Here is a 22,737-nt window from a genome sequence, read left to right as displayed (position 1 = left end):
CGGTGGAGGCCGCCATCGAAAGTGGCGAAGTTGCCGATCGGCAAAGGAATACCGGCCGGGAAATCCCGGGTTCCACGATGCGCGCGCCGGAGAGCAAGCCGCTTCGCAGCTCGTCGCGTACCGACGCGTAGGAAAGTATCGAACAGCAAACGCCGGCAGCTGCAAGCTCGATGAGCTGCGGGATGGCATTGACCTCGGCCAGCATGTTCAGCACGACGCGATGGGAATCCAGATGCCTGTCAATCAATGACCGCAGGCTGTGCACGCTGGCGGGCAAGATCATCGGGTAGCGGCCCAGGTCTGCAAGGGGGATTTCCTTCAGCCGGCCCAGACGGCCGTTGTGCGCCTTCGTGAGCAGGCCGGGCGCGGCCACCAGCACCAGTTCTTCGTCGACCAGGTGTTCGAACTGGAGCGCATCGTTGGCGTCGGACTGAAAGACCAGACCGATGTCCAGATGCGCGGTCATCAGGCGCTCCGGGATATAGCCGGTGCTGAGTTCAATGATCTGCAACTGGATCTTCGGCCACCGGCTGGTCGTTTCCCGCACGAGAGGAAGTGTCACGATCTTTGCCATCGACTGAGGCAGTCCGATCGCAACGCGGCCCGCGGGCTCCGCCACGAAGTCGCCAACGTCTTCGCAAGCGAGATCGATGCGCTTGAGGATATCCCTTGCATGGCTCAGAAAGCGCGTGCCGGCGGCTGTGGGGACGACACCCTTTGGGGTCCGATCAAAGAGCGCGACGCCGAGATCCCGCTCGATATTCTTGATGTGGAGACTGAGAGCGGGTTGGGCGACGTGCAACGACTCCGCTGCTCGGGATATCGAGCCCGCCGACGCGACGGCGACAAGACATCGGAATCCACGTACGTCAATTGCCATGATCAAGTGTCCGAGGTGACAGTGGAAAGGGCGACTCGGGAGAGGTGGCGCGTCGCCTCTCGTTGCGATCGCTCAAGGCATATGAAAAATATTATATCGACCATCAATATCTAGTCTTCGACTTATCCCGTCGGACGGCAGATAGTGCTCTTCAAGAGTCTGGGCGGGCACCAATCTCGATGCCAGCCGCAGACCTTTGACGGGGACACGCATGAACCACAGACGCCGCGAGGTCGTTCTCGGTGCATCGGCAGCGCTGTTGATCCGACCGAGCTTTGCGCAGAGCGGGTCGTCCCGCATCCTCAAGATCGTCGTTCCTTTCGCCGCCGGCGGGCCGGGCGATTTTGTGGCGCGCCAGGTTGCGATTCCGTTGGCGAAGGTGCTCGGTCAGACCGTCGTAGTCGAGAACAAGCCGGGCGCCAGCGGCAACCTCGGGGCGCAGATCGTCCTGGATGCGGAAGCAGACGGCCATACGCTGCTGCTGAACACCGTTGGCATGCAGGCCGTGAATCCCCTGATGTACCCGACCGCGAGATTCCATCCAAAGCGCGATTTCCTGGCGGTCGGAATTGGCGCCGTGGTGCCCAACGTCCTGGTGGTCCATCCGACCAAACTCGGTGTGAGCACGCTTGGTGATCTGGTCCGGCTCGGCAAGGAACATCCAAACAACTTGTCCTTCGCCACTTTTGGGCCCGGGAGTTCGCCGCATATCTACGGTGCGGTTCTGCAGAAGGTGGCCGGTTTCGCCGCGGTTGCGGTCCCCTACAAGGGCAGTGCGCCGGCCAGCACCGATGTCATGGCCGGACAGGTCGACTTCCTGTTCGACAGCATGACGACCTGTGTCGGTCAGATCCAGGGCGGCAAGCTCAAAGGACTGGCCATTACCTCTGCGGCTCGGGCGCCGCTGCTGCCAGATGTTCCCACCCTGAAGGAAGCCGGCTATCCGAGCCTGGATCTCAAGTACTGGCTAGCCCTGCAGGTATCGGCCAAGACCCCGCCCGACGTTGTCGCCCATCTGCGGCAAGCGATGGCCAAGGCGCTGGCGGATCCCGGGTACATCCAAAGCTTGACGGCGCGAGGCGCCGAGTCATTGATCATCAATCCAGCCGAGTTGCAGGACTTCGTGAACCAGGATGCCGAGCGATGGTCCGTGGTCGCCCGCACCATGGACATCAAGGCCGAATAGCTCAGTGCGTCGCCCAATCTCACGGAGAAAGTCAAAGAGATGCTTCCGCTAAAGGGAATTCGCGTTCTGGATTTGAGCAAGGTCTTGGCCGGCCCGCTTTGCGGCCAATATCTGGGCGAACTTGGCGCCGACGTCACGAAGGTCGAGCCGGTGGGCGTGGGCGATGACACCCGCGCCTGGCTGCCGCAGGACCAGGGTCAATCGGCGACCTTCCTCTCAGTCAATCACAACAAGCGCAGTCTCGCGGTGGACCTGAAGTTGCCCGAAGGTCGGATGATCGTTCAAGCCCTGGCGAAGCAGTCGGATGTCGTTCTGCAGGGGTTTGGCGGCGGCACGGCTGCCAAGTTGGGTGTCGACTACGAAACACTGAGCGCCCTCAACCCGTCGATGGTCTATTGCGAGATCTCGGGCTACGGGCGCAGCGGGCCGATGGGCAACGAACCCGGTTACGACGTCATGCTTCAGGCCTTCAGCGGCATGATCAGCAGCATGGGCGATCCGGAAGGGGCGTTGGCGCGGGCGAGCTTCTCGCCGGTCGACATCGGCACCGGCATGCATGCCTTCAGCGGCATCCTTGCCGCGCTGATGGAACGAAGCAAGACCGGCGCCGGCGTCTACCTGGAAGTCTCGCTGCTCGACACGGCGCTGGGTTTCATGGGCTACATGGCGCAAAACTACTGGCGTACCGGTCGGATACCGAAACGGATGGGAACGGGCCACCCTGCCATGTCGCCTTACCAGGCATTCGATGCGGTCGATGGCCCGATCATGCTGGGGATCGGCAACGATGGGCAGTGGCGGCGCTTCTGCGCCGTCGCCGGCCTGCAGCACCGAGTCGATGACCCGAGGTTCGCAACCAACGCGGCGCGGGTGGAGAATTTTGCGATGACCGTCGAATTGGTGCAGGCGGCGATGGGGACGCGGACGGTGGCGTCCTGGCTGGATGCCCTGCGTGCTGCCGGCGTGCCATGTTCCCCCATCCACACCTTGGACCAGGCACTTGACCACCCCCAAGTGGAGGCGCGCCAACTCATCGTGGAGTCGGACCATCCGGTGCTGGGCAAGGTGAGGAACATGGGTTTGCCGGTTCGCTTTCGCGGCGCCGGGCGCGAGGCACGCAGCGCGCCACCCTTGCTGGGGCAGCACACCGACGAGATCCTGCTGCAGGCCGGCTATGCGCCGGAGGCGATCAGTCAATTCAAGGCAGCCGGCGTTGTCGCCGATGCTGTCGCAACCTGAAAAATCGGCCGACGTTCGGCTCGTGACCCCATCCAGGAGGCCCCAATGTCCCAAGTCCGTTTCGAGATTCGCGACCAGATCGCCGAGATACTGCTCGACAGTGCGCCAGTCAACGCAATCAGCGAGGCGATGCTCGATGACCTGCTCCGATCGATGCGGCGGGCGGCCGAAGATGAGTCGGTTCGCGCAGTGATTCTGGGCAGCGCCGTGCCGGGTCGATTTTCTGCCGGCCTGAGGCTGGATGCCGTGCACGGTGCCTCGTCCGGCCAGCTCTATGCCCTGGTCGAAAAGCTGTATGTCGGCCTTTGCGATGTCCAGTTCAATCTGGGCAAACCGTCGATCGCCGCGGTGCAGGGGACAGCGCGCGGAGGCGGCATGACCCTGGCCATCTCGTGCGACATGATCGTGGCCGCCGATACGGCGACCTTCGGCTATCCCGAGATCGACGTAGGCATGGTCCCGGCCATTCACTACACGCACCTGCCGCGCATCGTTGGGCGCCATCGGGCCTTCGATCTCCTGTTCACTGGCCGTTCCTTCGAGGCCGCCGAGGCCAGGGAGCTTGGCCTGGTCAGCCGAATCGTTCCGGAGGCCGAGGTCATGAACGAAGCCAGGCGGCTGGCTCGCACGCTGTGCGAGAAATCGCCCAAGGTCATGCGGATGGGACGCGCTGCTTTCATGCGCGCCAACGACAGCGACTATCGACGTGGCGTCGCGAGTGCCGTGGAGTGCTTTGGCAATATCGCCGCGACGGATGACGCCAAGGAAGGGGTCGCGGCCTTCGTGGAGAAGCGCAAGCCGAGGTGGTCCGTCGGGTGAGCCTCAGCCGCGCAATGAACGCGACTTCCATCGCGTCGGGGGATTGACCGTGCCACCCGATTCCAGCGCCGATCACCTCGATCCCTTCCGCATCGAGGTTCGCGATTTTCTTCGCGACGCCGTCCCGGCCGATATCCGCGCCGCCACGCGCGCCCATTGCCTCGTGACGCGCGAGCAGGCCGCACGCTGGCAGGGCATCCTGTATGAGCGAGGCTGGGCCGCCCCCGGCTGGCCGCGAGCGCATGGCGGCCCTGGCTGGTCGCTGATGCAACAGGCCATCTTTCGGGAAGAGCTGGCGGCCAGCGATGCGCCGCGCTACGACAACCTCGGCATCGACACGATCGGCCCCACCCTGATGCGCTACGGAACGCCCGAGCAGTGCCGGCGCTGGCTGCCCGGCATGCTGTCGTTCGAAGACTTCTGGGCGCAAGGCTATTCCGAGCCCGACGCCGGCTCCGACCTGGCGGCGCTGCGCACCGTGGCACGGCGCGACGGGGATGCCTGGATCGTCAATGGCAGCAAGATCTGGCAAACCCTGGGCCAGTGGGCCAATTGGGCGCTGGTGCTGGTGCGCACCGACCCGGCGGCTCAGCGCAAGCAGGAGGGCATTTCGGTGCTGTTGATGGACTTGCGCGCGCCGGGCGTGACGGTGCGTCCGATTCGCTTCATCAACGGCTCGCACTTCCACGTCCAGATGTTCTTCGATGACGTGCGGGTGCCGGCGGCTCATCTGGTGGGCGCCGAGCACGGTGGCTGGACCATTGCCAAGGGACTACTGGTGATCGAGCGCCTGTTCCTGGCCCGCGTGGGTGACTGCAAGGCGGAGCTGGCCAGCCTGGCCGGCCTCGCCAGCGGGCGGGACACCGCCCCCCTGGCGCAGATCGAGGACGCGTTGCTGGCGCGCCGCCACGCCGAACTGGACATTCGTGTGCGTGCACTCGAAGCCGCCTGGTGGCCGGCCGTGCGGCTGGCCGAACAAGGCGGCAGCCCGGAACTGGAGGCCTCGCGGCTCAAGCTCGATGGCAACTTGCTGCTGCAGGACCTGCATCTGTTCCGGATGGACTTGCTCGGCACCGAGGCGCTTCCCCTTGACCCGCTCGCGATCGACGGCCTGCCCCATGCCCAGCCGTTTTCCAGCACGCATTCGGAAAACTTCCCGCTGCACTTCTGGCGCTACCGCGGCATCACCCTGGCCGGCGGCTCTTCCGAGATCCAGCGCCAGATCATGGCGAAGGCAATTTTCAGCGGCCAGACCGAGATCGATCATCCGCGCGATGGGCATCTGGACGAGCAGCAGGCAGCCATGTCCGCATCCCTGGGACGCTGGCTCAGCAAGCACTACGGCTTCGAGCGCAGGCGGCAGATCGTGAGCGCCCATGAGGGCTTCGACCTGGCCGGCTGGAACGCGCTGGCCGCGCTCGGCCTGACCGGCCTGCTGATGCCCGAGCAGGACGGCGGCCTGGGCGGCACGGTGCCCGATCTCATGCCTCTGATGGAGGCGCTTGGGGATGCCCTGGTGGTCGAGCCGGTGCTCTGGAGCGCGGTTCTTGGCACGCAGATCCTGCTCGGCGCCGAGGCAGGCGAGGCACGCGCGCACCAGCGGGCCGCGCTGGCGAGCGGCGAGGCGCGCTGCGCAGTTGCCCATGGCGGGGGCGATAGCCACCCTGACGCCATGGCGGCGCGCCAGGAAGGCGCGCGCTGGCATCTGAACGGGACCCATAGGCTGGTGATGGGGGGTGGCCAGGCGCAGCATCTGTTCGTGGCGGCGAGCCTGGCCAGCGGCGGCCTGGCGCTGTTCGACGTTCCCGGCGATGCCGCAGGCATGATCCGGCGCAGTTATCAGCTTCACGATGGACGCGGCGCGGCGGATTTGCGCCTGCATGGTGTCGAGCTACCCGCAGACGCGCTGCTTGCCGGCCCAGGCCACGCCGAGGCACTGCTCGGCGAGGCGCAGGAGCTGGCCACCGTGGCCCTGTGCGCCGAGAGCGCCGGGGTCATGCGACGCTCGCTGGCCCTCACGGTCGAACACCTGCGCACGCGCCAGCAATTCGGCCGCGCGCTGTCGGACCAGCAGGCCCTGCAGCACCGCGTGGTCGATCTCTACCGCGCCTGGAGCGCCGCGCGAATTCTGGTGATACAGGCCGTGGCGGGTTGGAGCGAGGTGCCGCCATCCGAGCGCACGCGACGCGTCAGCGCCGCCAAGTACCTCGTCGGCCAGGCCGGCCGCGCCATCGCACTCGATGTGCTGCAACTCCACGGGGCCATCGGGCTGCAGGACGAGACACCCATCAGCCACTACAGCAAGCGCCTGATGGCCAACGACGCATTGCTTGGCAATGCAGCCACGCACCTCGGGCGCTTCGTTGCCGCCAGGCGCCAGCCCGGGGCGTGAGACCCTCAATCAGCCAGGAAACGGACAAAGGAAGAACCATGAACATGCCGACACACCGTTCGATCGGGCCACTGGCGCTCATGCTTGCTATGGTCATTTCCTCGGCCGCGTCAGCGCAGCCCGCTGCCACCTGGCCCGGCCGGCCGCTGACCCTCATCGTGCCGGGTGCGGCGGGCGGCACCATCGACGTTCCGATGCGGCTGTTTGCGCAAAAACTCAGCGCCCGCCTCGGTCAACCCGTCGTGGTCGACAACCGTTCCGGCGCGGGCGGCATCATCGGCACGCAGGCAGCACTGCAGGCGCCAGCAGACGGATACACGCTGCTGAGCGGCAATGTCGGTCCCCAGGCCATCAACTACAGCGCCTACAAGAGCCTTCCCTACAAGCCGGAAGATCTGATTGCGATGACCGATGTCATTTCATTCCCCAATGTCCTGGTCGTCAACGCGCAATCCTCGATCAGGAGCGTGGCCGAGCTGATGGCGCAAATGAAGATGCAGCCAGGGAAGCTGTCCTTCGGCTCCGCCGGCATTGGGCAAACAAGCCATCTCACCGGCGAGCTCTTCAAGATGCGCACCGCAACGGATGCCATCCATGTTCCCTACCGCGGATCCACGCCGGCGACGACGGCCTTGCTGGCCGGCGAAACAAGTTTCCAGTTCGACAATCTGACGCAGGCCTTGCCGCATATCCAGGCAGGCAAGCTGCGCCCGCTGGCCGTGACCGCCAGCCAGCGCGTGCCCAGCCTGCCGGAGGTGCCGACCATGGCGCAAGCCGGCGTCGACAATTTCCTGTCGACGGCCTGGATCGGCATCTTCGTGGGGGCCAAGACGCCGCCGGAGATTGTCGGAAAGCTGCAGAAAAACCTTGACGCGGTGATGCGCGATCGCGACCTGATCGCGCAAATCAAGCAACTCGGCGGTTTCCCAGGCGGGCAGTCACAAGCAGAATTCGCCTCCTTTGTCACGGCGGAACGCGCGCGCTGGGCGGAAACCATCAGGGCATCCAACCTGAGCCTGGACTGAATCGACTTGCAGAGCCCCGAAGACAATGGCGCGCCGACGTCGATCGATTGCACGCAAAGCTGCCTACCTCGAAGACGCGCTCCGTGTGATCGTGCGCGTGCTGTAAGGGAGTCGCGTATGGAAACCGGATTCATGGGACTCGAGATCGCGGTGGTGAGCGGCCTCGCGAGGCTTGCGCTCGGCCGCTGGCTGTCGGGCCCACCCAGGGCCGCTACTTCAGTCCGGCCCACCAGCGCAGGTTGGTGCGCGGCTGGCCGATCGTCAGCACCTCGCCGATCACCGGCGTGGCGAGCTCGATCTTCCTGCCCTCCGACAGGTCGGCGATGCGGTCCAGCGGGTCGTGCCAGGTGTGGAATGCAAGGTCGAAGGTGCTGTTGTGCACCGAGTAGAGCACCTTGCCGCGCAGGTCCTCGAAGGCCTGCACGCTCTCCTCGGGCGTCATGTGGACCGAGGGCCAGTAGGCGTCGTAGGCGCCGTTCTCCAGCATCGCCAGGTCGAAGCCGCCGAAGCGTTCGCCGATATCGCGGAAGCCCTTGAAGTAGCCCGAGTCGCCGCTGTAGAAGATGCGCTGGCCGCCGCTCTGGACCACCCACGACGCCCACAGCGTGCGGTCGCGATCGTTCAGGGTGCGGCCCGAGAAATGCTGCGCCGGCGTGGCGGTGAGCTGGACGCCGTCGTACTGCGCGTTCTGCCACCAGTCCAGCTCGGTGATGCGGTCGGCCGGCACGCCGAGCTCGACCAGCCGGGCCTTGACACCCAGCGGCACGAAGTAGCGCTGCACCCGTTGCGCCAGGTACTCGATGGTCGCGGTGTCGAGGTGGTCGTAGTGGTCGTGCGAGAGGATCAGCCCGTCGATCGGCGGCAGCTGCTCGAGTGCGATCGGTGGCTTGTGGAAGCGCCGCGGTCCCAGCCACTGGAAGGGCGAGGCGCGCTCGCTGAACACCGGATCGATCAGCCAGAACTTGCCCTGCAACTTGACCAGGTGCGATGAATGCCCCAGCCGGACCAGGTGGATGGTCTGCGGGTCCAGCGCTTGCAGCATCGCGCTGTCGAGGGCCTGCACCGGAATCGGATCGGTCGGCACGGTGTCGATCTTGCGTTCGAACAGGAATCGCGACCAGATCTTCCAGCCGCTGGCCGAGGGGAGGGCATCCGGGTTCGGCGGGTTCTGGAAGCCGCAGCCCTTGAACTGCGGCGACCGGACATAGGGGCTTTCGCAAACGCCGCTGGTCGTGCAGGCGGCCAGCAGCGTGCACGCCGCCGTCGCGAGGCCCGCACACAGGCGCCGCAGTCGGTGCGGTTGCGCTGTGGGCAGGGTGTCGGGGGGCGCTGTCGTCATGGGGGGTGATCCTGAAGGAGCGGAAGGCGGGCCGGGCGGCGCGAGCTTAACCAATCCACCGCAACAGGAGCCGCGCAGCCCTTGTGCTCCGGCATAGGCCGTTCGAGCCATTGATCGATCGACTCGTGCATGAAATATTGCATCGAACGACGAGGAGCCGAATGGACGAGACCATCCAGAAGCTGGTCGCCGAGCGTCGACGCGCCCTGCATGGCGCCGACGACGGGCGACGGCCCTGGGGGCTGGCGCTGTCGGGTGGGGGCATCCGAAGCGCCACCTTCTGCCTGGGCCTGCTGAAGGCGCTGGCGGCACGCCGGCAGTTGCTCAAGTTCGACCTGATGTCGACCGTGTCGGGCGGCGGCTACATCGGCGCAGCGTTCGGTCGGCTGTGCACCGATGCCCAGTCGGCCGAGGAGGTGCGCGAGATCGAGCGCGCCCTCGCCGACGTCGACCGCGCACGCTTCGGCTGGTGGCTGCGCGCCAATGGCCGCTACCTGATTCCGGGTGGCCTGCGCGACATGCTGTTCGCCACCGCGCTCTATCTGCGCAACCTGCTGGCCACCCACATCGAGCTCGCGATCGCCGCCAGCCTGATCGGCATGGTGCTGGCGGCCACCAACCTGCTGCTGTGGGATGCCGTGTTCCGCGCGGTCGACCTCAACCGGGTGCCGCCCGACGCGGTGGTGCGCACGACCGATCTCGACGCCATGCAGTACATGCGCCTGGTGGTCGAGTGGGCCACGCGATGGCCGACGCTGTGGTTCACGCTGGTCGGGCCCTTCCTCGCCTCGGTGGTGCTGGCTTGCGCCTACTGGTCGGTGCGTGACCGGCTGTCCATCTCGTCGATGCTGCTGCAGGCGGCGATGTGGCTGGCGCTGGGCATCGGCGCTGCCGTCGTCGCACCGGCGCTGATGCTGCGCTACAGCGGCCCGCCCTGGCTGGCGCCGGCTTTCGAGGCGTTTGCCGCCTGCTGGGTCGTGGCCCTGCTGTGGGTGCTGTACCGCAGCCGCAGGCAGTCGCCGGCCCAACTGCGCAACGAACTGACCGACCGGCTGGCCTCGGTGCTCAACACCGCGCTCCTCATCGTGATGCTCGGCCTGCTCGACCGCAGCGCCTGGTGGCTGGCCGCCGAGGGCCAGGAGCAGCGGGTTTCGTACGGCGCGGTGCTGCTGGTGGCCGCCGCGGTGCTGCGCGGCGTGCTGCCGATGCTGCTGCAGCACCGGCAGGAGCTGCCCGGCATCGGCAAGACGCTGGTGATGACGCTTGCCAGTCTGCTCGGACTGGTGCTGGCCTTCTGCCTCGCGGCCTGGTGGATCGGCGTCGTGTATGCGGCGGTGCTGCTGCCGGTCTTCACGCCGGCGGGGCTGGATTTCATGCGCGGCTGGGCCTGGCTCGGCACGATCGCCGTGATCATCGGCATCTATGCCTTGGCGACCGGGCGCAACTTCGCCTTCCTGAATGTCTCGTCGCTGCACATGTTCTACAAGGCGCGCATCGTGCGCGGCTACCTCGGGGCCGCCAATGCGCGGCGGCTCGGTGCCCGGCCGACCGACAGGATGTCGGGGCTGGAGCCCCCGCAGGTGCCGGTGGGCGAGGTCGACGCGCACGACGACATCTCGCAGCTGCGCTACGCGCCGCAGGCCCACGGTGGGCCGGTGCACCTGGCGAACGTCTGCATCAACCAGACGYACGGCACCAAGGATCGGCTCTTCAACCGCGACCGCAAGAGCCAGCCGCTGACCATCGGGCCGCTCGGCTGGATGCAGGCCGGCGGCGCCCGGTGGGCCCAGGCCCGCGGCGACGGCGCGCTCACGCTGGGCGCCTGGATGGCGATCTCCGGCGCGGCCTTCGCGCCCGGGCTCGGGCGGCTCACCAAGCGCGGCATCTCGGCGCTGTCGGTGTTCGCGGGCCTGCGGCTGGGCTACTGGTGGAACAGCGCCGGCGCCGGCATCATGCAGCGCGGCGCGGTGGTGCATGCGAGCCCGCTGTTGATGAAGACGCGCTTCTTGCTGCTCGAGTGCTTCGGCGCCTTTCCGGGCAGCAGCTCGGCCAACTGGTACCTGAGCGACGGCGGCCATTTCGAGAACACCGGCGCCTACGCGCTGCTGCGTCAGGAGGCCGCGCTGATCGTGATCGCCGACTGCGGTGCCGACCCGGACTACCGCTTCTGCGACCTCGAGATCCTGATCCGTCGCGCCCGCATCGACCTCAACGCCGAGATCACCTTCATGAAGCCGCAGCCCGGCGCCGAGTGGACGCACCTGGGTGCCTTCGGCTCGCTCAACGACCTGGCCTCGCCGACCAGCCAGGCCTGCCTGGCGCTCGCGCAGGTGCGCTACGCGAGCGGCGCCACGGGGCAGATCGTGCTGGTGAAGCCCAATGTCTCGGCCTCGCTCCCGGTCGACCTGGTGAACTTCAAGGCCGCCAATCCGCTGTTCCCGCAGCAGCCGACCACCGACCAGTTCTTCGACGAGGCCCAGTGGGAGAGCTACTTCCGCCTCGGCTCGGAGATCGGCTTCCGGCTCGACGAGGAATTGCTGGAGCACGTGGCGCTCGGTGCACCGGGCCTGTTCGTGCTCGACGACGGCCAGCCGGATTCGAGCGCCCGCGGCGCCAAGGCGAGCGACAAGGACAGCGCCGCGGCCGCCGCGGTGGGGTCGATGAGCCGGTTGCAGGCCCGCGTGCTCAAGGCCGGCGCGGTCACGGCATCGATCGGCATCGGCACCGCCGCCACCTTCGGCGTCGCCGCCTGGCAGGGCATCGACAGCTGGCGCGCGCAGCGCGCCGACCAGGAGAAGTCGGAGAACAGCGCCTTCAAGGACCTCACCGAACGCTGGGCCCATCTGCGCACCGGCGGCGGCGGCGGCGATGCGCCGGCCCTGCTGGCGGCCGAGCTGCTGCGTACCGGCGACCTGCTGTGCCGGGAGGGCAGCGACAACTTCATGGCCAAGTTCCGGCTGTCGGTGCGCCTGGTCGACGACGCCAAGCAGGCCTGCGCGAGCGAGGCCGCGGAGCAACGCTCGCCGGCCTGCGCGCGCTTGCTCGATCCGGGCAACGGCATCGACTGCCTGCAGCCTGCGCAGGCGCCGCCGTGCGCACCGCGCTACTGGGCGCGCGACTACAGCGGCCAGACCGGCTCGAAACAGAACTGCAGCGGCATCCTGCCGGTTCCGTTCCGGCTGGCGGTCTGGATGCGCGACCGGCTCACGGGGGCAGGCCGCGACGAGCAGGTGGCGGCCGCGCCGCCGCCCACCTATGCACCGTCGCCCGACGGCACGAGTGCGCCGCAGCCCGTGCCCACGCCGGTCGCCCCGGACGCCTGCGACGGTGCGGTGGTCTACATCCTGACCTATGGCACCGGGCTGCGCGACAAGGCCCGTGCCTGGCGTGGTCCCTGGCGTGCGCTGGGCGCGTCGGTGCCGCCGATCGAGGACCTGCTGAGCACCTCGCGCCGCGCCGGACGCGCGCCGCYGGTCGGCCATCCGGTGCCGACCGTGGTGATCCGCGAGGAGTCTTCGCGCGCCTGCGCCCAAGCCCTGATCCAGACCGCGGCGTCGCCGACCGGGCAGCCCTGGGTCATCAAGCTGCTGCCGCGCCCGATCGCGGCGGACCCCGGCGCGATCGAGGTCTGGTTGCCCCGCTGAGGTTCCGCCCCTGGGTCGGGTGAGCGCTCAGTCCGAACCGGGTCGCCAGACCCGGGCCAGCACGCCGAGCTTGGTGCGCAGCGTGTGGCGCTCGTCGGACAGCGCATCGATGAAGTCCGACAGCCGCTTCGACTTGACCATCGTGTAGACCGTGAGCCAGGTCGTGAAGACGAAGACGATGCCGAACCAGATCAGCTTGCGCCACAGCGGCGACTCGGCCTCGGCCAGCAGGTTCATGCCGAGGAAGCCGGTGGTGATGGTGCCGATGAGGCCGAAGAGGGTGACCACCGTGAGCCGCACCACCGTGTTCGCCTGTCTTCGCAGGCTGTCGGCGTCGAGGTAGGTGTTCATGTCGGCGATCCGCTCCTTGACTTCGTCGTAGAGCGGATCGAGCCCGAGGTGCGTGGCGCACAGGTGCGACAGCGCGCGCACCTGCGCCTGCTCCGAGATCTCGTGGAACCAGTAGCGGTGCGTGAAACGCAGGAAGCCCTCGAAGCTGGCGCGGATCGCGCGCTTGAAGCGCTTGACGCTGGCGACGTCGTGGACGTCGAGCATGCGCAGCGCCTCGACCAGGCGGTCGGAGTACATCAGCAGCGCCGCCTTCTGGAAGTGCGCGATCAGGAACAGCAGGAAGTGCTGATGGCGGAATTGCGCCAGCACGCCGCGGTCGCGGCAGCAGAAGTACTCGGCATGGGCGTCGCCGATCACGACCAGGGCGCGGCCGTTGCACAGGTAGCGCGTGCGCGGCGCCGCGCCGGCGTCGACCCAGAAGCGGTCGTAGCAGTAGCGCCGCTCGAAGTCCTCGACCAGTTCGTCGGCGTAGGGCAGGGGGCCGCCGGCGCTGGTGGCCGGCTCGGCCGCGCCGGTCACCAGCGCCAGCCGGATGAAATCACTGCGCGAGAGCCGGCGCGGGTCGTCGAGCGCGAGGTAGGCCATCACCGGCATGCGGTAGTACTCGATCTGGCGAAAGCGCAGGGCGCCGGCCTCGTCCGAATGGTCGCTGACCAGCGGCCGCATCAGCCAGGCCCAGTGCGCGGCCAGCCGCGGCGCGCGATGCTCGGCCACGTGCGACATGAAGGCCTCGCGCTCCTGCGCGTCGGAGCACGCGAGCACGCTGCCGTCGGCGGCCAGCCACTCGACGCTGCTCATGCAGTGCAGCGCCTGGCCCTGCGCATCCCAGCCGCCGGGGTAGGCACGGCCGAAGCGGTAGAGGATTTCCTGCGCCTGCGCCAGGCTCAGCTGGTCGGCGCCGACCTCGACGTTGAGCATCACCACGTCGACGTCGAAGAAGAAGTAGAGATCGACGTGCACCACCTGCAGCGTGATCGGCGCGTCGCCGGGCCGCCCCACCACGCGCACCGCGGCCACGTCGCTGCGGCGGAACACGCGCATCGGCGAGTCGCCGTCGTTGGCGCCGCCGGCCGCGCGGCCCTTGCGGCCGTCGCCGTACAGGAAGCGCTGCACGTAGGGCAGGAAGCTCACGAACTCGTTGTAGTGGCGCTCGTGGAAGCGGTCGCTGGCGCCGGTGTATTCGTCGATCTCCTCGCGCCACGGCGAGGCGTCGCCGAGGTCTCGCAGCACCTGCCAGGGGCCGCGATGCGCGTGGCGCGGCTGGACGGTCGGCATCAGGCGCAAGGGCCACAGGAGGGTCTGGCGCAGGTGCTGCACGGCGGGTGCGGCCACTGCGCCGGAAAACTCTGCCTCGGTGTCCACCAAGTCTGTGATCGGCATCCCACAGTGTAGGCATGCCGGCGTCCAGGGCGGGTGTCTAGGGGGAATCCCTAATGTGGTGCTGAAACCGGTTTCAAATATACTGCGCTGCACCGCGACGAAGTGCGTTTCTCGCGCGGTGCACCCACACCGAACCCTGTTTCGAATCGACGCCCCCCCGTGAACTACCAATTCCAGTTCGACGCCGTCTTCGCCGCCTGGCCGCTGCTGCTGAAAGGCACCTGGATCACGATCCAGCTGTCGCTGGTCGCCACGCTGCTGGGCCTGGTGGTCGCGGTCTTCTGCGCCTGGGGCAAGACCTCGGGCCCGGCCTGGCTGCGCTTCATCGTGAACGCGTACATCGAGGTCATCCGCAACACGCCTTTCCTGGTGCAGCTGTTCTTCTTCTTCTTCGCGCTGCCGGCCATCGGGCTGCGCTGGTCGCCCTATACCGCGGCGCTGACCGCGATGGTGGTGAACCTCGGCGCCTATGCCGCCGAGATCGTGCGCGCCGGCATCGAGTCGATCCCCAAGGGCCAGATCGAGGCGGGCCGGGCGCTCAATCTGAAGCCCTGGGAGATCTTCCGCTTCGTGATCATCAAGCCCGCGCTGAAGGCCATCTACCCGGCGCTCACGAGCCAGTTCATCCTGCTGATGCTGAGCTCGGCCGTGGTGTCGGTGATCTCGGCCGACGACCTGACCTCGGTGGCCGCCAACCTGCAGTCGCAGACCTTCCGCAGCTTCGAGATCTACATCGTGGTCGCCGGCATCTACCTGGCGCTCTCGCTCGCGTTCTCGGCCCTGTTCAAGCTGATCTACAGGCGCACCCTCAACTATCCGGATCGGCGCTGAACATCATGCGTACCTTCGGCTTTCCCGAATTCCTGTTCATCCTCGAAGCGGCCCAATGGACGCTGGCGCTGTCGGCGATCGCCTTCGTCGGCGGTGCGATCCTCGGCCTCGTGATCGCGCTCGCACGCACTTCCGACAGCAAGACCGCCCGCACCCTGTCCACCGCATTCATCCAGGTCTTCCAGGGCACGCCGCTCCTGCTGCAGCTGTTCCTGATCTTCTTCGGCGCGCCGGTGCTGGGCCTCGACATCAATCCGTGGATCGCCGCCGGCGTGGCGCTGATCCTCAACAGCGCCGCCTTCCTCGGCGAGATCTGGCGCGGCTGCATCCAGGCGATCCCGCGCGGTCAGTGGGAAGCGGCCGAGGCGCTGAGCCTCGACTACGCATCGCGCATGCGCGACGTCGTCCTGCCCCAGGCCTTCAAGATCGCGCTGCCGCCGACGGTCGGCTACCTGGTGCAGATCATCAAGGGCACCTCGCTGGCGGCCATCATCGGCTTCACCGAAGTCACGCGCGCCGGGCAGATCATCAACAACGCCACCTTCCAGCCGCTGCACGTCTTCACGACCGTGGCCGCGATCTATTTCGTCATCTGCTGGCCGTTGTCGCTGCTGGCCGCGCGCATGGAGCGCAAGCGGGCACAGGCGCTCGGGAGATGAAGCTCTCCCCCAGTCTTCGCGCACTTCGTGTCGCGCGCGCCTTCCCTCATTCTTTCTGTTCAATCAAGGAGACCTGACATGATCCGTTCCACCACCCGCCGCGCGGTCATTGCAGCCCTGGGCCTGGGCGCCGCGCTGACCGCCTTCGCTCCCTTCGCTTCGGCCCAGACCGTGGCCGACATCAAGAAGAAGGGCGAGATCACGATCGGCATGCTGGTCGACTTCCCGCCCTATGGCACCACCGATGCGAAGAACCAGCCCGACGGCTACGACGCCGACGTCGCCAAGCTGCTGGCCAAGGACTGGGGCGTGAAGGCCAACATCGTGCCGGTCACCGGTCCGAACCGCATTCCCTTCCTGTTGACCAACAAGGTCGACCTGCTGGTGGCCTCGCTGGCCGTGACGCCCGAGCGCGCCAAGCAGGTGCAGTTCTCGCAGCCCTATGCGGCCGCGACCGTCGTGCTGTACGGCAAGAGCGGCACGCCGATCAAGAGCGCGGCCGACCTGAAGGGCCTGCGCGTGGGCGTGGCCCGCGCCAGCACGCAGGACGTGGCCGTGACCAAGGCAGCGCCCGAAGGCACCGAGATCCGCCGCTTCGACGACGACGCCTCGGCGATGCAGGCGCTGATGTCGGGCCAGGTCGATGCGATCGGCTGCTCGGTCACGGTGGCGGCGCAGATCGCCAAGCGCGTGCCGGCCAACACCTTCGAGAACAAGTTCACGCTGCTGCAGCAGTCCATGGGCATCGCGATGCGCCCGGGCCAGGACGACCTGCTCAAGAACGTGAACGAGTTCGTCTCGAAGAACACGGCCAACGGCGAGCTGAACAAGCTCTATCAAAAGTGGCTGCAGACGGACCTGCCGAAGCTGCAGTAAGCCGGACCGATTCCAGGGAACATCCATGACCGACGCAGTCACGACCGCCGCAGGCGCTGATCCGATCATCCGCATGGAGGCGGTGAACAAGTGGTACGGCAGCTTCCAGGTGCTGACCGGCATCGACCTGTCGGTGCGCACGGGCGAGCGCATCGTGATCTGCGGGCCCTCGGGCTCGGGCAAGTCGACGCTCATCCGATGCATCAACCGGCTCGAGACGGTGCAGAAGGGCCGCATCGTGGTCGACGGCATCGAGCTCACGGCCGGTGGCAAGAACGTCGACGCCGTGCGGGCCGAGGTCGGCATGGTGTTCCAGCAGTTCAACCTGTTCCCGCACCTCACGATCCTGCAGAACTGCACGCTGGCGCCGATGCGCTCGCGCGGCATGAGCAAGTTGCAGGCGGAAGAGGTGGCGATGAAGTACCTCACGCGCGTGCGCATTCCCGAGCAGGCGCAGAAGTACCCGAGCCAGCTCTCGGGCGGCCAGCAGCAGCGGGTGGCGATCGCGCGTGCGCTGTGCATGGCGCCCAAGATCATGCTGTTCGACGAGCCGACCTCGGCACTCGACCCCGAGATGGTCAAGGAAGTGCTCGACACCATGATCGGCCTGGCCGAGGACGGCATGACCATGCTGTGCGTCACGCACGAGATGGGATTCGCGCGAAGCGTGGCCGACCGGGTGATCTTCATGGCCGACGGCCAGATCGTCGAGCAGGGCCCGCCGGCCGAATTCTTCGGCCATCCCAAGCACGAGAAGACGCGGCAGTTTCTCGGACAAATCCTGAGTTCCCATCAAGCGCACTGACGCCGCGATCGACGACATGACGCCGGTATTGATTTCCCTTTCATCCTTCGGCGCCTCGGAGATCGGGCGCCACGGCCAGCTCTGGTGCGCGCAACTGGCGCGCGCCGCGGGCGCCGACAGCGTCGAGGTGCGCGGCGAACTGCTGCGCGACCCGTCCTCGGAGCTGCCCGCCATGGCCGGGCTGGCCTCGGTCTATTCCAGCCCCGAAGGCCTCTGGGCCGAAGGCGGCTGGCTCGACAGCGCCGCGCTGGCCCGCGGCATCGCCGCCGCGACCACGCTGGGCGCCAGGCGACTCAAGATGTCGATCGGCGACTTCGGTCCGGCCTCGCACGGTTCGCTGTGGGGATTGAAGGTGCAGCTCGCCGAGACCCGGGTCGAGCTCGTGATCGAGAACGACCAGACCGTCTCCGCCGGGACGCTGGCGGCGCTGCAGGCCTTCTTCGACGCGGCCGACCGCGCCGGGCTGGAGCTCGGCATGACCTTCGACATGGGCAACTGGCACTGGGTCGGCGAGTGTCCGCTGCAGGCGGCCCAGGCGCTGGGCCGCCGCGTGCGCTACGTGCACTGCAAGGGTGTGCAGCGGCTGCCGGCCAAGTGGGTGGCGGTGCCGCTGGCCGATTCGGTCGCGCCCTGGCGCGCCGTGCTGCGGGCGCTGCCGGCCGATGTGCCGCGCGCCATCGAATACCCTCTGGTCGGTGACGACCTGCAGGCCGTCACGCGCGACCAGATCACCCACATCCGCTCCCTCTGATGACGAACGCTGCCGCTGCCACCTTCGACGTCGCGCTGTTCGGCGAGGCCATGCTGCTGCTGGTGGCCGACCAGCCCGGGCCGATCGAGAACGCCACCGCCTTCCACAAGCGCACCGCGGGCGCCGAGACCAACGTTGCGATCGGCCTTTCGCGCCTCGGCCTGCGGGTCGGCTGGGCCAGCCGGCTCGGCACCGATTCGATGGGCCGCGCGCTGCTCGCCACCATGCAGGGCGAGGGCATCGACTGCTCGCACGTGATCAGCGATGCGGCCCAGCGCACCGGCTTCCAGTTCAAGGGCCGCGTGACCGACGGCAGCGATCCGCCGGTCGAATACCACCGCAAGGGCTCGGCCGCCAGCCACATGGGTCCGGCCGACGTCGACGAGGCCTGGCTGCGCTCGGCGCGCCACCTGCACGCCACCGGCGTGTTCGCGGCGATCTCCGACACCAGCCTGCAGGCGGCCATCAAGAGCATGGACGTGATGCGCACGGCCGGCCGCACGATTTCCTTCGACCCCAACCTGCGCCCGACGCTGTGGTCGTCGCCGGAGACCATGCGGCACTGGATCAACGACCTGGCGGCGCGCGCCGACTGGGTGCTGCCGGGCCTGGAGGAGGGCCTGTTCCTCACCGGTGAAAGCACGCCCGAGGGCGTGGCGCATTTCTACCGGGCACGCGGTGCCCGGCTGGTGGTCGTGAAGCTCGGTGCCGAAGGCGCCTACTACGACAGCGATGTCGCGGGCAGCGGCCGAGTCGAAGGCTTCCCTGTGAAGGACATCGTCGACACCGTGGGCGCCGGCGACGGCTTCGCGGCCGGCGTGGTCAGCGCGCTGCTCGAAGGCAAGGCGGTGCCCGATGCGGTGCGGCGCGGCGCCTGGATCGGCGCCCGCGCGGTGCAGGTCCTCGGCGATACTGAGGGCCTGCCGACTCGCGCAGAACTCGAGGAGGCCGGACTGTGACTGCTGCCCGCAAGAACGTGCTGGTGTTTCGCGAGCTTCCCGACGACCAGCTCGCGCGCCTGCAGGCGGTGCACGAGGTCACGGTCGCCAATCCACGCCTGCCGGCGCAGCGCGCGGCCTTCGACGCGGCGCTCGCCAAGGCCCATGGCCTGATCGGCTCCAGCTACCCGGTCGACGACGCGCTGCTGGCGCGCGCGCCGCAGCTCGAAGTGGTGTCCAGCGTTTCGGTCGGGGTCGACAACTATGCGCTGGCGTCGCTGCACGCGCGCGGCATCACCTTGTGCCACACGCCCGGCGTGCTCGACGAGACCGTGGCCGACACCGTGTTCGCCCTGCTGATGGCCACCAGCCGGCGCGTGGTCGAGCTCTCGAACCTGGTGCGGGAAGGCCGCTGGACGAAGAACATCGGCGAGGATCTGTTCGGCTTCGACGTCCACGGCAAGACCTTGGGCCTGCTGGGCTTCGGCCGCATCGGCCAGGCGGTTGCGCGCCGGGCCGCGCTCGGATTCGGCATGCCTGTGCTCTATCACGCGCGCCGGCCGGTGGACCTGGCCGCGCAGGCGCCCGAGCTGCAGGGCCGTGCCGCGCACACGCCGCTGGACGAGCTGCTGGCCCGCGCCGACTTCGTGGTCGCGATGCTGCCGCTGTCGGACAGCACGCGCGGCATGGTCGATGCGAAGTTCTTCGCCGCGATGAAGCCGGGTGCCATCTTCATCAACGGCGGCCGCGGCGCCACGGTGCAGGAAGACGCGCTGCTCGCCGCACTCGACCACGGCACGCTGCATGCGGCCGGCCTCGACGTCTTCGCGACCGAGCCGCTGCCCGCGGATTCGCCGCTGCGCACCCATGCGCGCGTGACCCCGCTGCCGCACATCGGCTCGGCCACGCACGAGACCCGGCATGCGATGGCCGAGCTCGCGACGACCAATCTGCTGCAGGCACTGGCCGGCGAGTGCCCCACGGCCGTCTACGACACCGCATCCGCTTGAGCGCCCGAACCTCCATGCAGCGTCCGGCCCGCGCCACCATCGCCGACGTCGCCAAGGCGGCCGGCGTCTCCAAGGCGACGGTCTCGCGGTTCCTGAATCATCGCGAGCGGCTGCTGAGTCCCGACATCGCGGCCCGCGTCGAGGCCGCGGTCGCGCAACTGGCCTACACGCCGAGCCCGATGGCGCAGGCCCTGAGCCACGGCCGATCGCGCCTGATCGGCCTGATCGTGGCCGACATCACCAATCCGTATTCGGTGGCCGTGCTGCGCGGCGCGGAGAAGGCCTGCCAGGAAGCCGGCTACCTCGTGATGCTGTTCAACCTGGGCAACGACATCGACCGCGAGCGCGAGGCCATCGATGCGTTGGCCGGCTACCAGGTCGATGGCTTCATCCTCAACACGCTGGGTCGCGGCGCCGGGCTGGTCGACGCCGACGCGCTGCATGGCAAGCCTGCCGTGCTGGTGGACCGGCGCCATGCGGGCATGCACACGGACTTCGTGTCGCTGGACAACCCCGCGGCCATGCGCGCGGCCTGCGGCCACCTGGTCGAAGGCGGCTACCGCGAGCTGCTCTACATCACGGAGCCGCAGAAGGGCGTGAGTTCGCGGCGCGAGCGCACGGCGGCCTTCGGGGCCTGCATCGCGGCGCACGAGCCGCGCGTGGCCGGCGAGGTGTGCGAATGCACAGGTGACGACAGCGAGGGCCTCGATGCCGCGCTGCGCGCCCTGCACAAGCGCGCCAAGCGCGGCAAGCGTGCCGCGGTGCTGGCGGGCAATGCGGTCGTGACCTTGCGCGTGGCCGCGGCGATGGCGCGGCTGGGCTTGCGCTTCGGAATCGATATCGGCTTCGTCGGTTTCGATGACGCCGAATGGGCACCGCTGATCGGCCCCGGGCTGAGCGCCATCGCGCAGCCCACCGAGGACATCGGCCGGGTCGCGGCGACCTGCCTGCTCGAACGCCTGCGAGGACTGGAAGGGCCGGCGCGCCAGTTGCTGCTGCCGGGGCAGTTGGTGGTGCGGGGATCGTCGAGCAGCGCTTGACGCGCGCTTGTCCATCGCGCCATCGCGCCGTGGACTGAGCGGCGCGCTCCGACCTATCGAATGACCGCGCGACGGTAGCTCCGCCGTGCGACGCCGGCGTACGACACGGGCGTCATGGGCATGCCGATGACGTCGATGAACACCGAGACCTCCGCTCCCTTGGCCGGCATGTTGCCCTGCAGGACCTTGATCGTGTAGGACAGGGCGGAGCCTTTCAGTACGGGCGTCTGCAGGATCGCTATCACTTGCCGCATCGACTTGCCTTCGATGATGGAGATGTCGGCATTGGGCGGATCCGAAAGAAAGCTGTCCTTGCCCTTGCTCCAGAAGGGAACGAATGCTGCCGTCTTCATGTTTCCGGCGATGTGTTCAGGGCGGTCGGAGAAGAACACCGTGATCGGGCTCACATCCTTCAGCGTCAGTTTGCCGTTCGTCTTGTCGTAGGTCATGCTGTTCGCCGTCTGCACGAACAGGAAGTCGGCCGGCTTCGCCGGCGCATCGGCGCCCTGTGCCCTGGCGGTCTCGAGTGCGGGAGTCGAGGCGAGCAAGGTCGCGGAGGTCACGAAAACGCGTCGGGTCGTCATGAAGATTCCCCCTACGTGGTTGAAAGAAGCTGCAATTCCTGGGAGCCTGTCCCACAGGGGCAGCATGTCCGAGGTTGACCCTCGAATTGTTGACGTGCGTCAATTCGGACACGGATCAAGTGAAACCGAATGAGAGTTCCGGACCGCCCCGCCGCGAAGGATGGGCGCCGCCGGCGAGCGGATGGGCGGCTAGCCGCCCGGATCGCCCTCGACCAGCGCCAGCACCCGCAACGGACTGCCCGAGCCCGCTTGGATCTTCAACGGCGCAGAGACGATCAGCGCTCCCGTCGGCGGCAACTGGTCAAGGTTCTTCAGGCACTGCAGCCCATAACGGTTGGCGCCATGCATCAGGGTGTGGCACGGATAGGCCAGCGGCCAGCCATGCGATTGACCCGCATCGGTGTTGATCGTCTCGACGCCGAAGCCATGCACGTTGCGCTCGCGGATCAACCACTCGACCGCCTCCTGCGTCGGCCCCGGCGTATGGGCGCCGTCGTCGCGCATGTTGACGAAGGCGACCGGGTCGGCGATCCGCTTCGACCAGTCGGTGCGAAGCAGCACCCATGCGCCTTCGGGAATGCGGCCGTGGCGCACTTCCCAGGCCTGCAGGAAATCCACCGTCAGCAGCCAGTCGGCATCCTCGGCGACCTCGGCGCTGGCATCGACCACCACCGCCGGCGCGATGAAGTTGCCGGTGTCGATGGTGTCGACCGTGTTGCGCGGATGGTCCTTGCCCGTCACCCAGTGCGCGGGCGCATCGAAGTGCGTGCCGGTGTGCTCGCCGCAGGTGAAGTTGTTCCAGTACCAGCCAGGGCCGGCCTCGTCGTAGCGCGAGATGCGCTCCATCTTGAAGGCGGCGACCTGGCCGAACTGCGGCGGCAACTGCAGCGGCGGGAAGTCCTCGCTCAGGGTGTGGGTGAGATCGATCGTGCGGACCGACCGGTCGCGCATGGCCGTGGCCAGCTGGGTCAGGAGGTTCATCGTGGCT

Annotated in this window: 19 protein-coding genes; 14 read left to right on the top strand and 5 right to left on the bottom strand. The window is 67.7% G+C overall.

What is annotated here, in order from left to right:
- A partial coding sequence (locus AC1D2K_RS02685) for a LysR family transcriptional regulator (protein WP_478086109.1) occupies nucleotides 1-880 on the bottom strand: 880 nt, incomplete at its 3' end.
- Nucleotides 881-1,091: 211 nt separating this feature from the next.
- On the opposite strand from AC1D2K_RS02685, the gene AC1D2K_RS02680 reads away from it, so the two are divergent.
- Genes AC1D2K_RS02680 through AC1D2K_RS02660 form a run of 5 tightly spaced genes read left to right on the top strand, consistent with a single transcriptional unit; the run spans nucleotide 1,092 to nucleotide 7,541 of the window.
- The gene (locus AC1D2K_RS02680) at nucleotides 1,092-2,066 is read left to right on the top strand and encodes a Bug family tripartite tricarboxylate transporter substrate binding protein (RefSeq protein WP_478086108.1); all 975 of its coding nucleotides are present in this window, start codon (nucleotides 1,092-1,094) and stop codon (nucleotides 2,064-2,066) included.
- A gap of 39 nt (nucleotides 2,067-2,105) precedes the next feature.
- Nucleotides 2,106-3,305 carry a CaiB/BaiF CoA transferase family protein gene (locus AC1D2K_RS02675; protein WP_478086106.1) on the top strand — a complete coding sequence of 400 codons (1,200 nt, stop codon included), beginning with the start codon at nucleotides 2,106-2,108 and terminating at the stop codon, nucleotides 3,303-3,305.
- A 45-nt stretch (nucleotides 3,306-3,350) separates the two neighbouring features.
- Nucleotides 3,351-4,124, top strand: coding sequence for an enoyl-CoA hydratase/isomerase family protein (locus AC1D2K_RS02670; RefSeq protein WP_478086105.1), 774 nt, complete (start codon nucleotides 3,351-3,353; stop codon nucleotides 4,122-4,124).
- Between the two features lie 49 nt (nucleotides 4,125-4,173).
- A complete protein-coding gene (locus tag AC1D2K_RS02665) occupies nucleotides 4,174-6,516 on the top strand; it encodes an acyl-CoA dehydrogenase family protein (protein WP_478086103.1) in 2,343 nt (780 codons plus the stop codon).
- Between the two features lie 38 nt (nucleotides 6,517-6,554).
- Nucleotides 6,555-7,541 (top strand): Bug family tripartite tricarboxylate transporter substrate binding protein, encoded by a 987-nt coding sequence (locus AC1D2K_RS02660; RefSeq protein WP_478086101.1) that lies wholly within the window; start codon nucleotides 6,555-6,557, stop codon nucleotides 7,539-7,541.
- A 211-nt stretch (nucleotides 7,542-7,752) separates the two neighbouring features.
- Here AC1D2K_RS02660 and AC1D2K_RS02655 read toward each other — a convergent pair whose 3' ends face one another.
- Nucleotides 7,753-8,880, bottom strand: coding sequence for an MBL fold metallo-hydrolase (locus AC1D2K_RS02655; protein WP_478086099.1), 1,128 nt, complete (start codon nucleotides 8,878-8,880; stop codon nucleotides 7,753-7,755).
- Nucleotides 8,881-9,041: 161 nt separating this feature from the next.
- Between AC1D2K_RS02655 and AC1D2K_RS02650 the strand changes: the two genes are divergently transcribed.
- Nucleotides 9,042-12,524 carry a patatin-like phospholipase family protein gene (locus AC1D2K_RS02650; protein ID WP_478086097.1) on the top strand — a complete coding sequence of 1,161 codons (3,483 nt, stop codon included), beginning with the start codon at nucleotides 9,042-9,044 and terminating at the stop codon, nucleotides 12,522-12,524.
- Between the two features lie 27 nt (nucleotides 12,525-12,551).
- On the opposite strand, the gene AC1D2K_RS02645 is transcribed toward AC1D2K_RS02650, so the two are convergent.
- Complete coding sequence (locus tag AC1D2K_RS02645) at nucleotides 12,552-14,255, bottom strand: hypothetical protein (RefSeq protein WP_478086095.1); 1,704 nt, start codon at nucleotides 14,253-14,255, stop codon at nucleotides 12,552-12,554.
- Nucleotides 14,256-14,414: 159 nt separating this feature from the next.
- Here AC1D2K_RS02645 and AC1D2K_RS02640 point away from each other — a divergent pair, with 159 nt between their 5' ends.
- The 8 genes from AC1D2K_RS02640 to AC1D2K_RS02605 all read left to right on the top strand — a co-directional run bounded on the left by AC1D2K_RS02640 (nucleotide 14,415) and on the right by AC1D2K_RS02605 (nucleotide 21,165).
- Nucleotides 14,415-15,086 (top strand): amino acid ABC transporter permease, encoded by a 672-nt coding sequence (locus tag AC1D2K_RS02640; RefSeq protein ID WP_442281436.1) that lies wholly within the window; start codon nucleotides 14,415-14,417, stop codon nucleotides 15,084-15,086.
- Nucleotides 15,087-15,091: 5 nt separating this feature from the next.
- Nucleotides 15,092-15,745, top strand: coding sequence for an amino acid ABC transporter permease (locus AC1D2K_RS02635; RefSeq protein WP_478086093.1), 654 nt, complete (start codon nucleotides 15,092-15,094; stop codon nucleotides 15,743-15,745).
- Nucleotides 15,746-15,823: 78 nt separating this feature from the next.
- Entirely contained in the window at nucleotides 15,824-16,621 is a 798-nt protein-coding gene (locus tag AC1D2K_RS02630) for a transporter substrate-binding domain-containing protein (protein ID WP_478086091.1), read from the top strand.
- A gap of 25 nt (nucleotides 16,622-16,646) precedes the next feature.
- A complete protein-coding gene (locus AC1D2K_RS02625; RefSeq protein WP_478086089.1) occupies nucleotides 16,647-17,426 on the top strand; it encodes an amino acid ABC transporter ATP-binding protein in 780 nt (259 codons plus the stop codon).
- Between the two features lie 16 nt (nucleotides 17,427-17,442).
- Nucleotides 17,443-18,177: a sugar phosphate isomerase/epimerase family protein gene (locus AC1D2K_RS02620; RefSeq protein ID WP_478086087.1), complete on the top strand. Its 735-nt coding sequence runs from the start codon at nucleotides 17,443-17,445 to the stop codon at nucleotides 18,175-18,177.
- Nucleotides 18,177-19,136, top strand: coding sequence for a sugar kinase (locus tag AC1D2K_RS02615; RefSeq protein ID WP_478086085.1), 960 nt, complete (start codon nucleotides 18,177-18,179; stop codon nucleotides 19,134-19,136). The genes AC1D2K_RS02620 and AC1D2K_RS02615 overlap by 1 nt, the downstream gene beginning before the upstream one ends.
- A complete protein-coding gene (locus AC1D2K_RS02610) occupies nucleotides 19,133-20,125 on the top strand; it encodes a 2-hydroxyacid dehydrogenase (RefSeq protein WP_478086083.1) in 993 nt (330 codons plus the stop codon). Before AC1D2K_RS02615 ends, AC1D2K_RS02610 begins: the two co-directional genes overlap by 4 nt.
- Nucleotides 20,126-20,139: 14 nt before the next feature.
- Nucleotides 20,140-21,165, top strand: coding sequence for a LacI family DNA-binding transcriptional regulator (locus AC1D2K_RS02605; RefSeq protein WP_478086113.1), 1,026 nt, complete (start codon nucleotides 20,140-20,142; stop codon nucleotides 21,163-21,165).
- Nucleotides 21,166-21,218: 53 nt separating this feature from the next.
- On the opposite strand, the gene AC1D2K_RS02600 is transcribed toward AC1D2K_RS02605, so the two are convergent.
- Nucleotides 21,219-21,749: a hypothetical protein gene (locus AC1D2K_RS02600; protein ID WP_478086081.1), complete on the bottom strand. Its 531-nt coding sequence runs from the start codon at nucleotides 21,747-21,749 to the stop codon at nucleotides 21,219-21,221.
- Between the two features lie 189 nt (nucleotides 21,750-21,938).
- Nucleotides 21,939-22,730 carry a cyclase family protein gene (locus tag AC1D2K_RS02595; protein ID WP_478086079.1) on the bottom strand — a complete coding sequence of 264 codons (792 nt, stop codon included), beginning with the start codon at nucleotides 22,728-22,730 and terminating at the stop codon, nucleotides 21,939-21,941.
- Between the last annotated feature and the right edge of the window lie 7 nt (nucleotides 22,731-22,737).

It is taken from the genome of Variovorax sp. P1_H12_2, assembly GCF_056405335.1.
The sequence above is the reverse complement of the archived record's forward strand: the minus strand, read 5'-3'. Positions and strand labels throughout refer to the sequence as shown.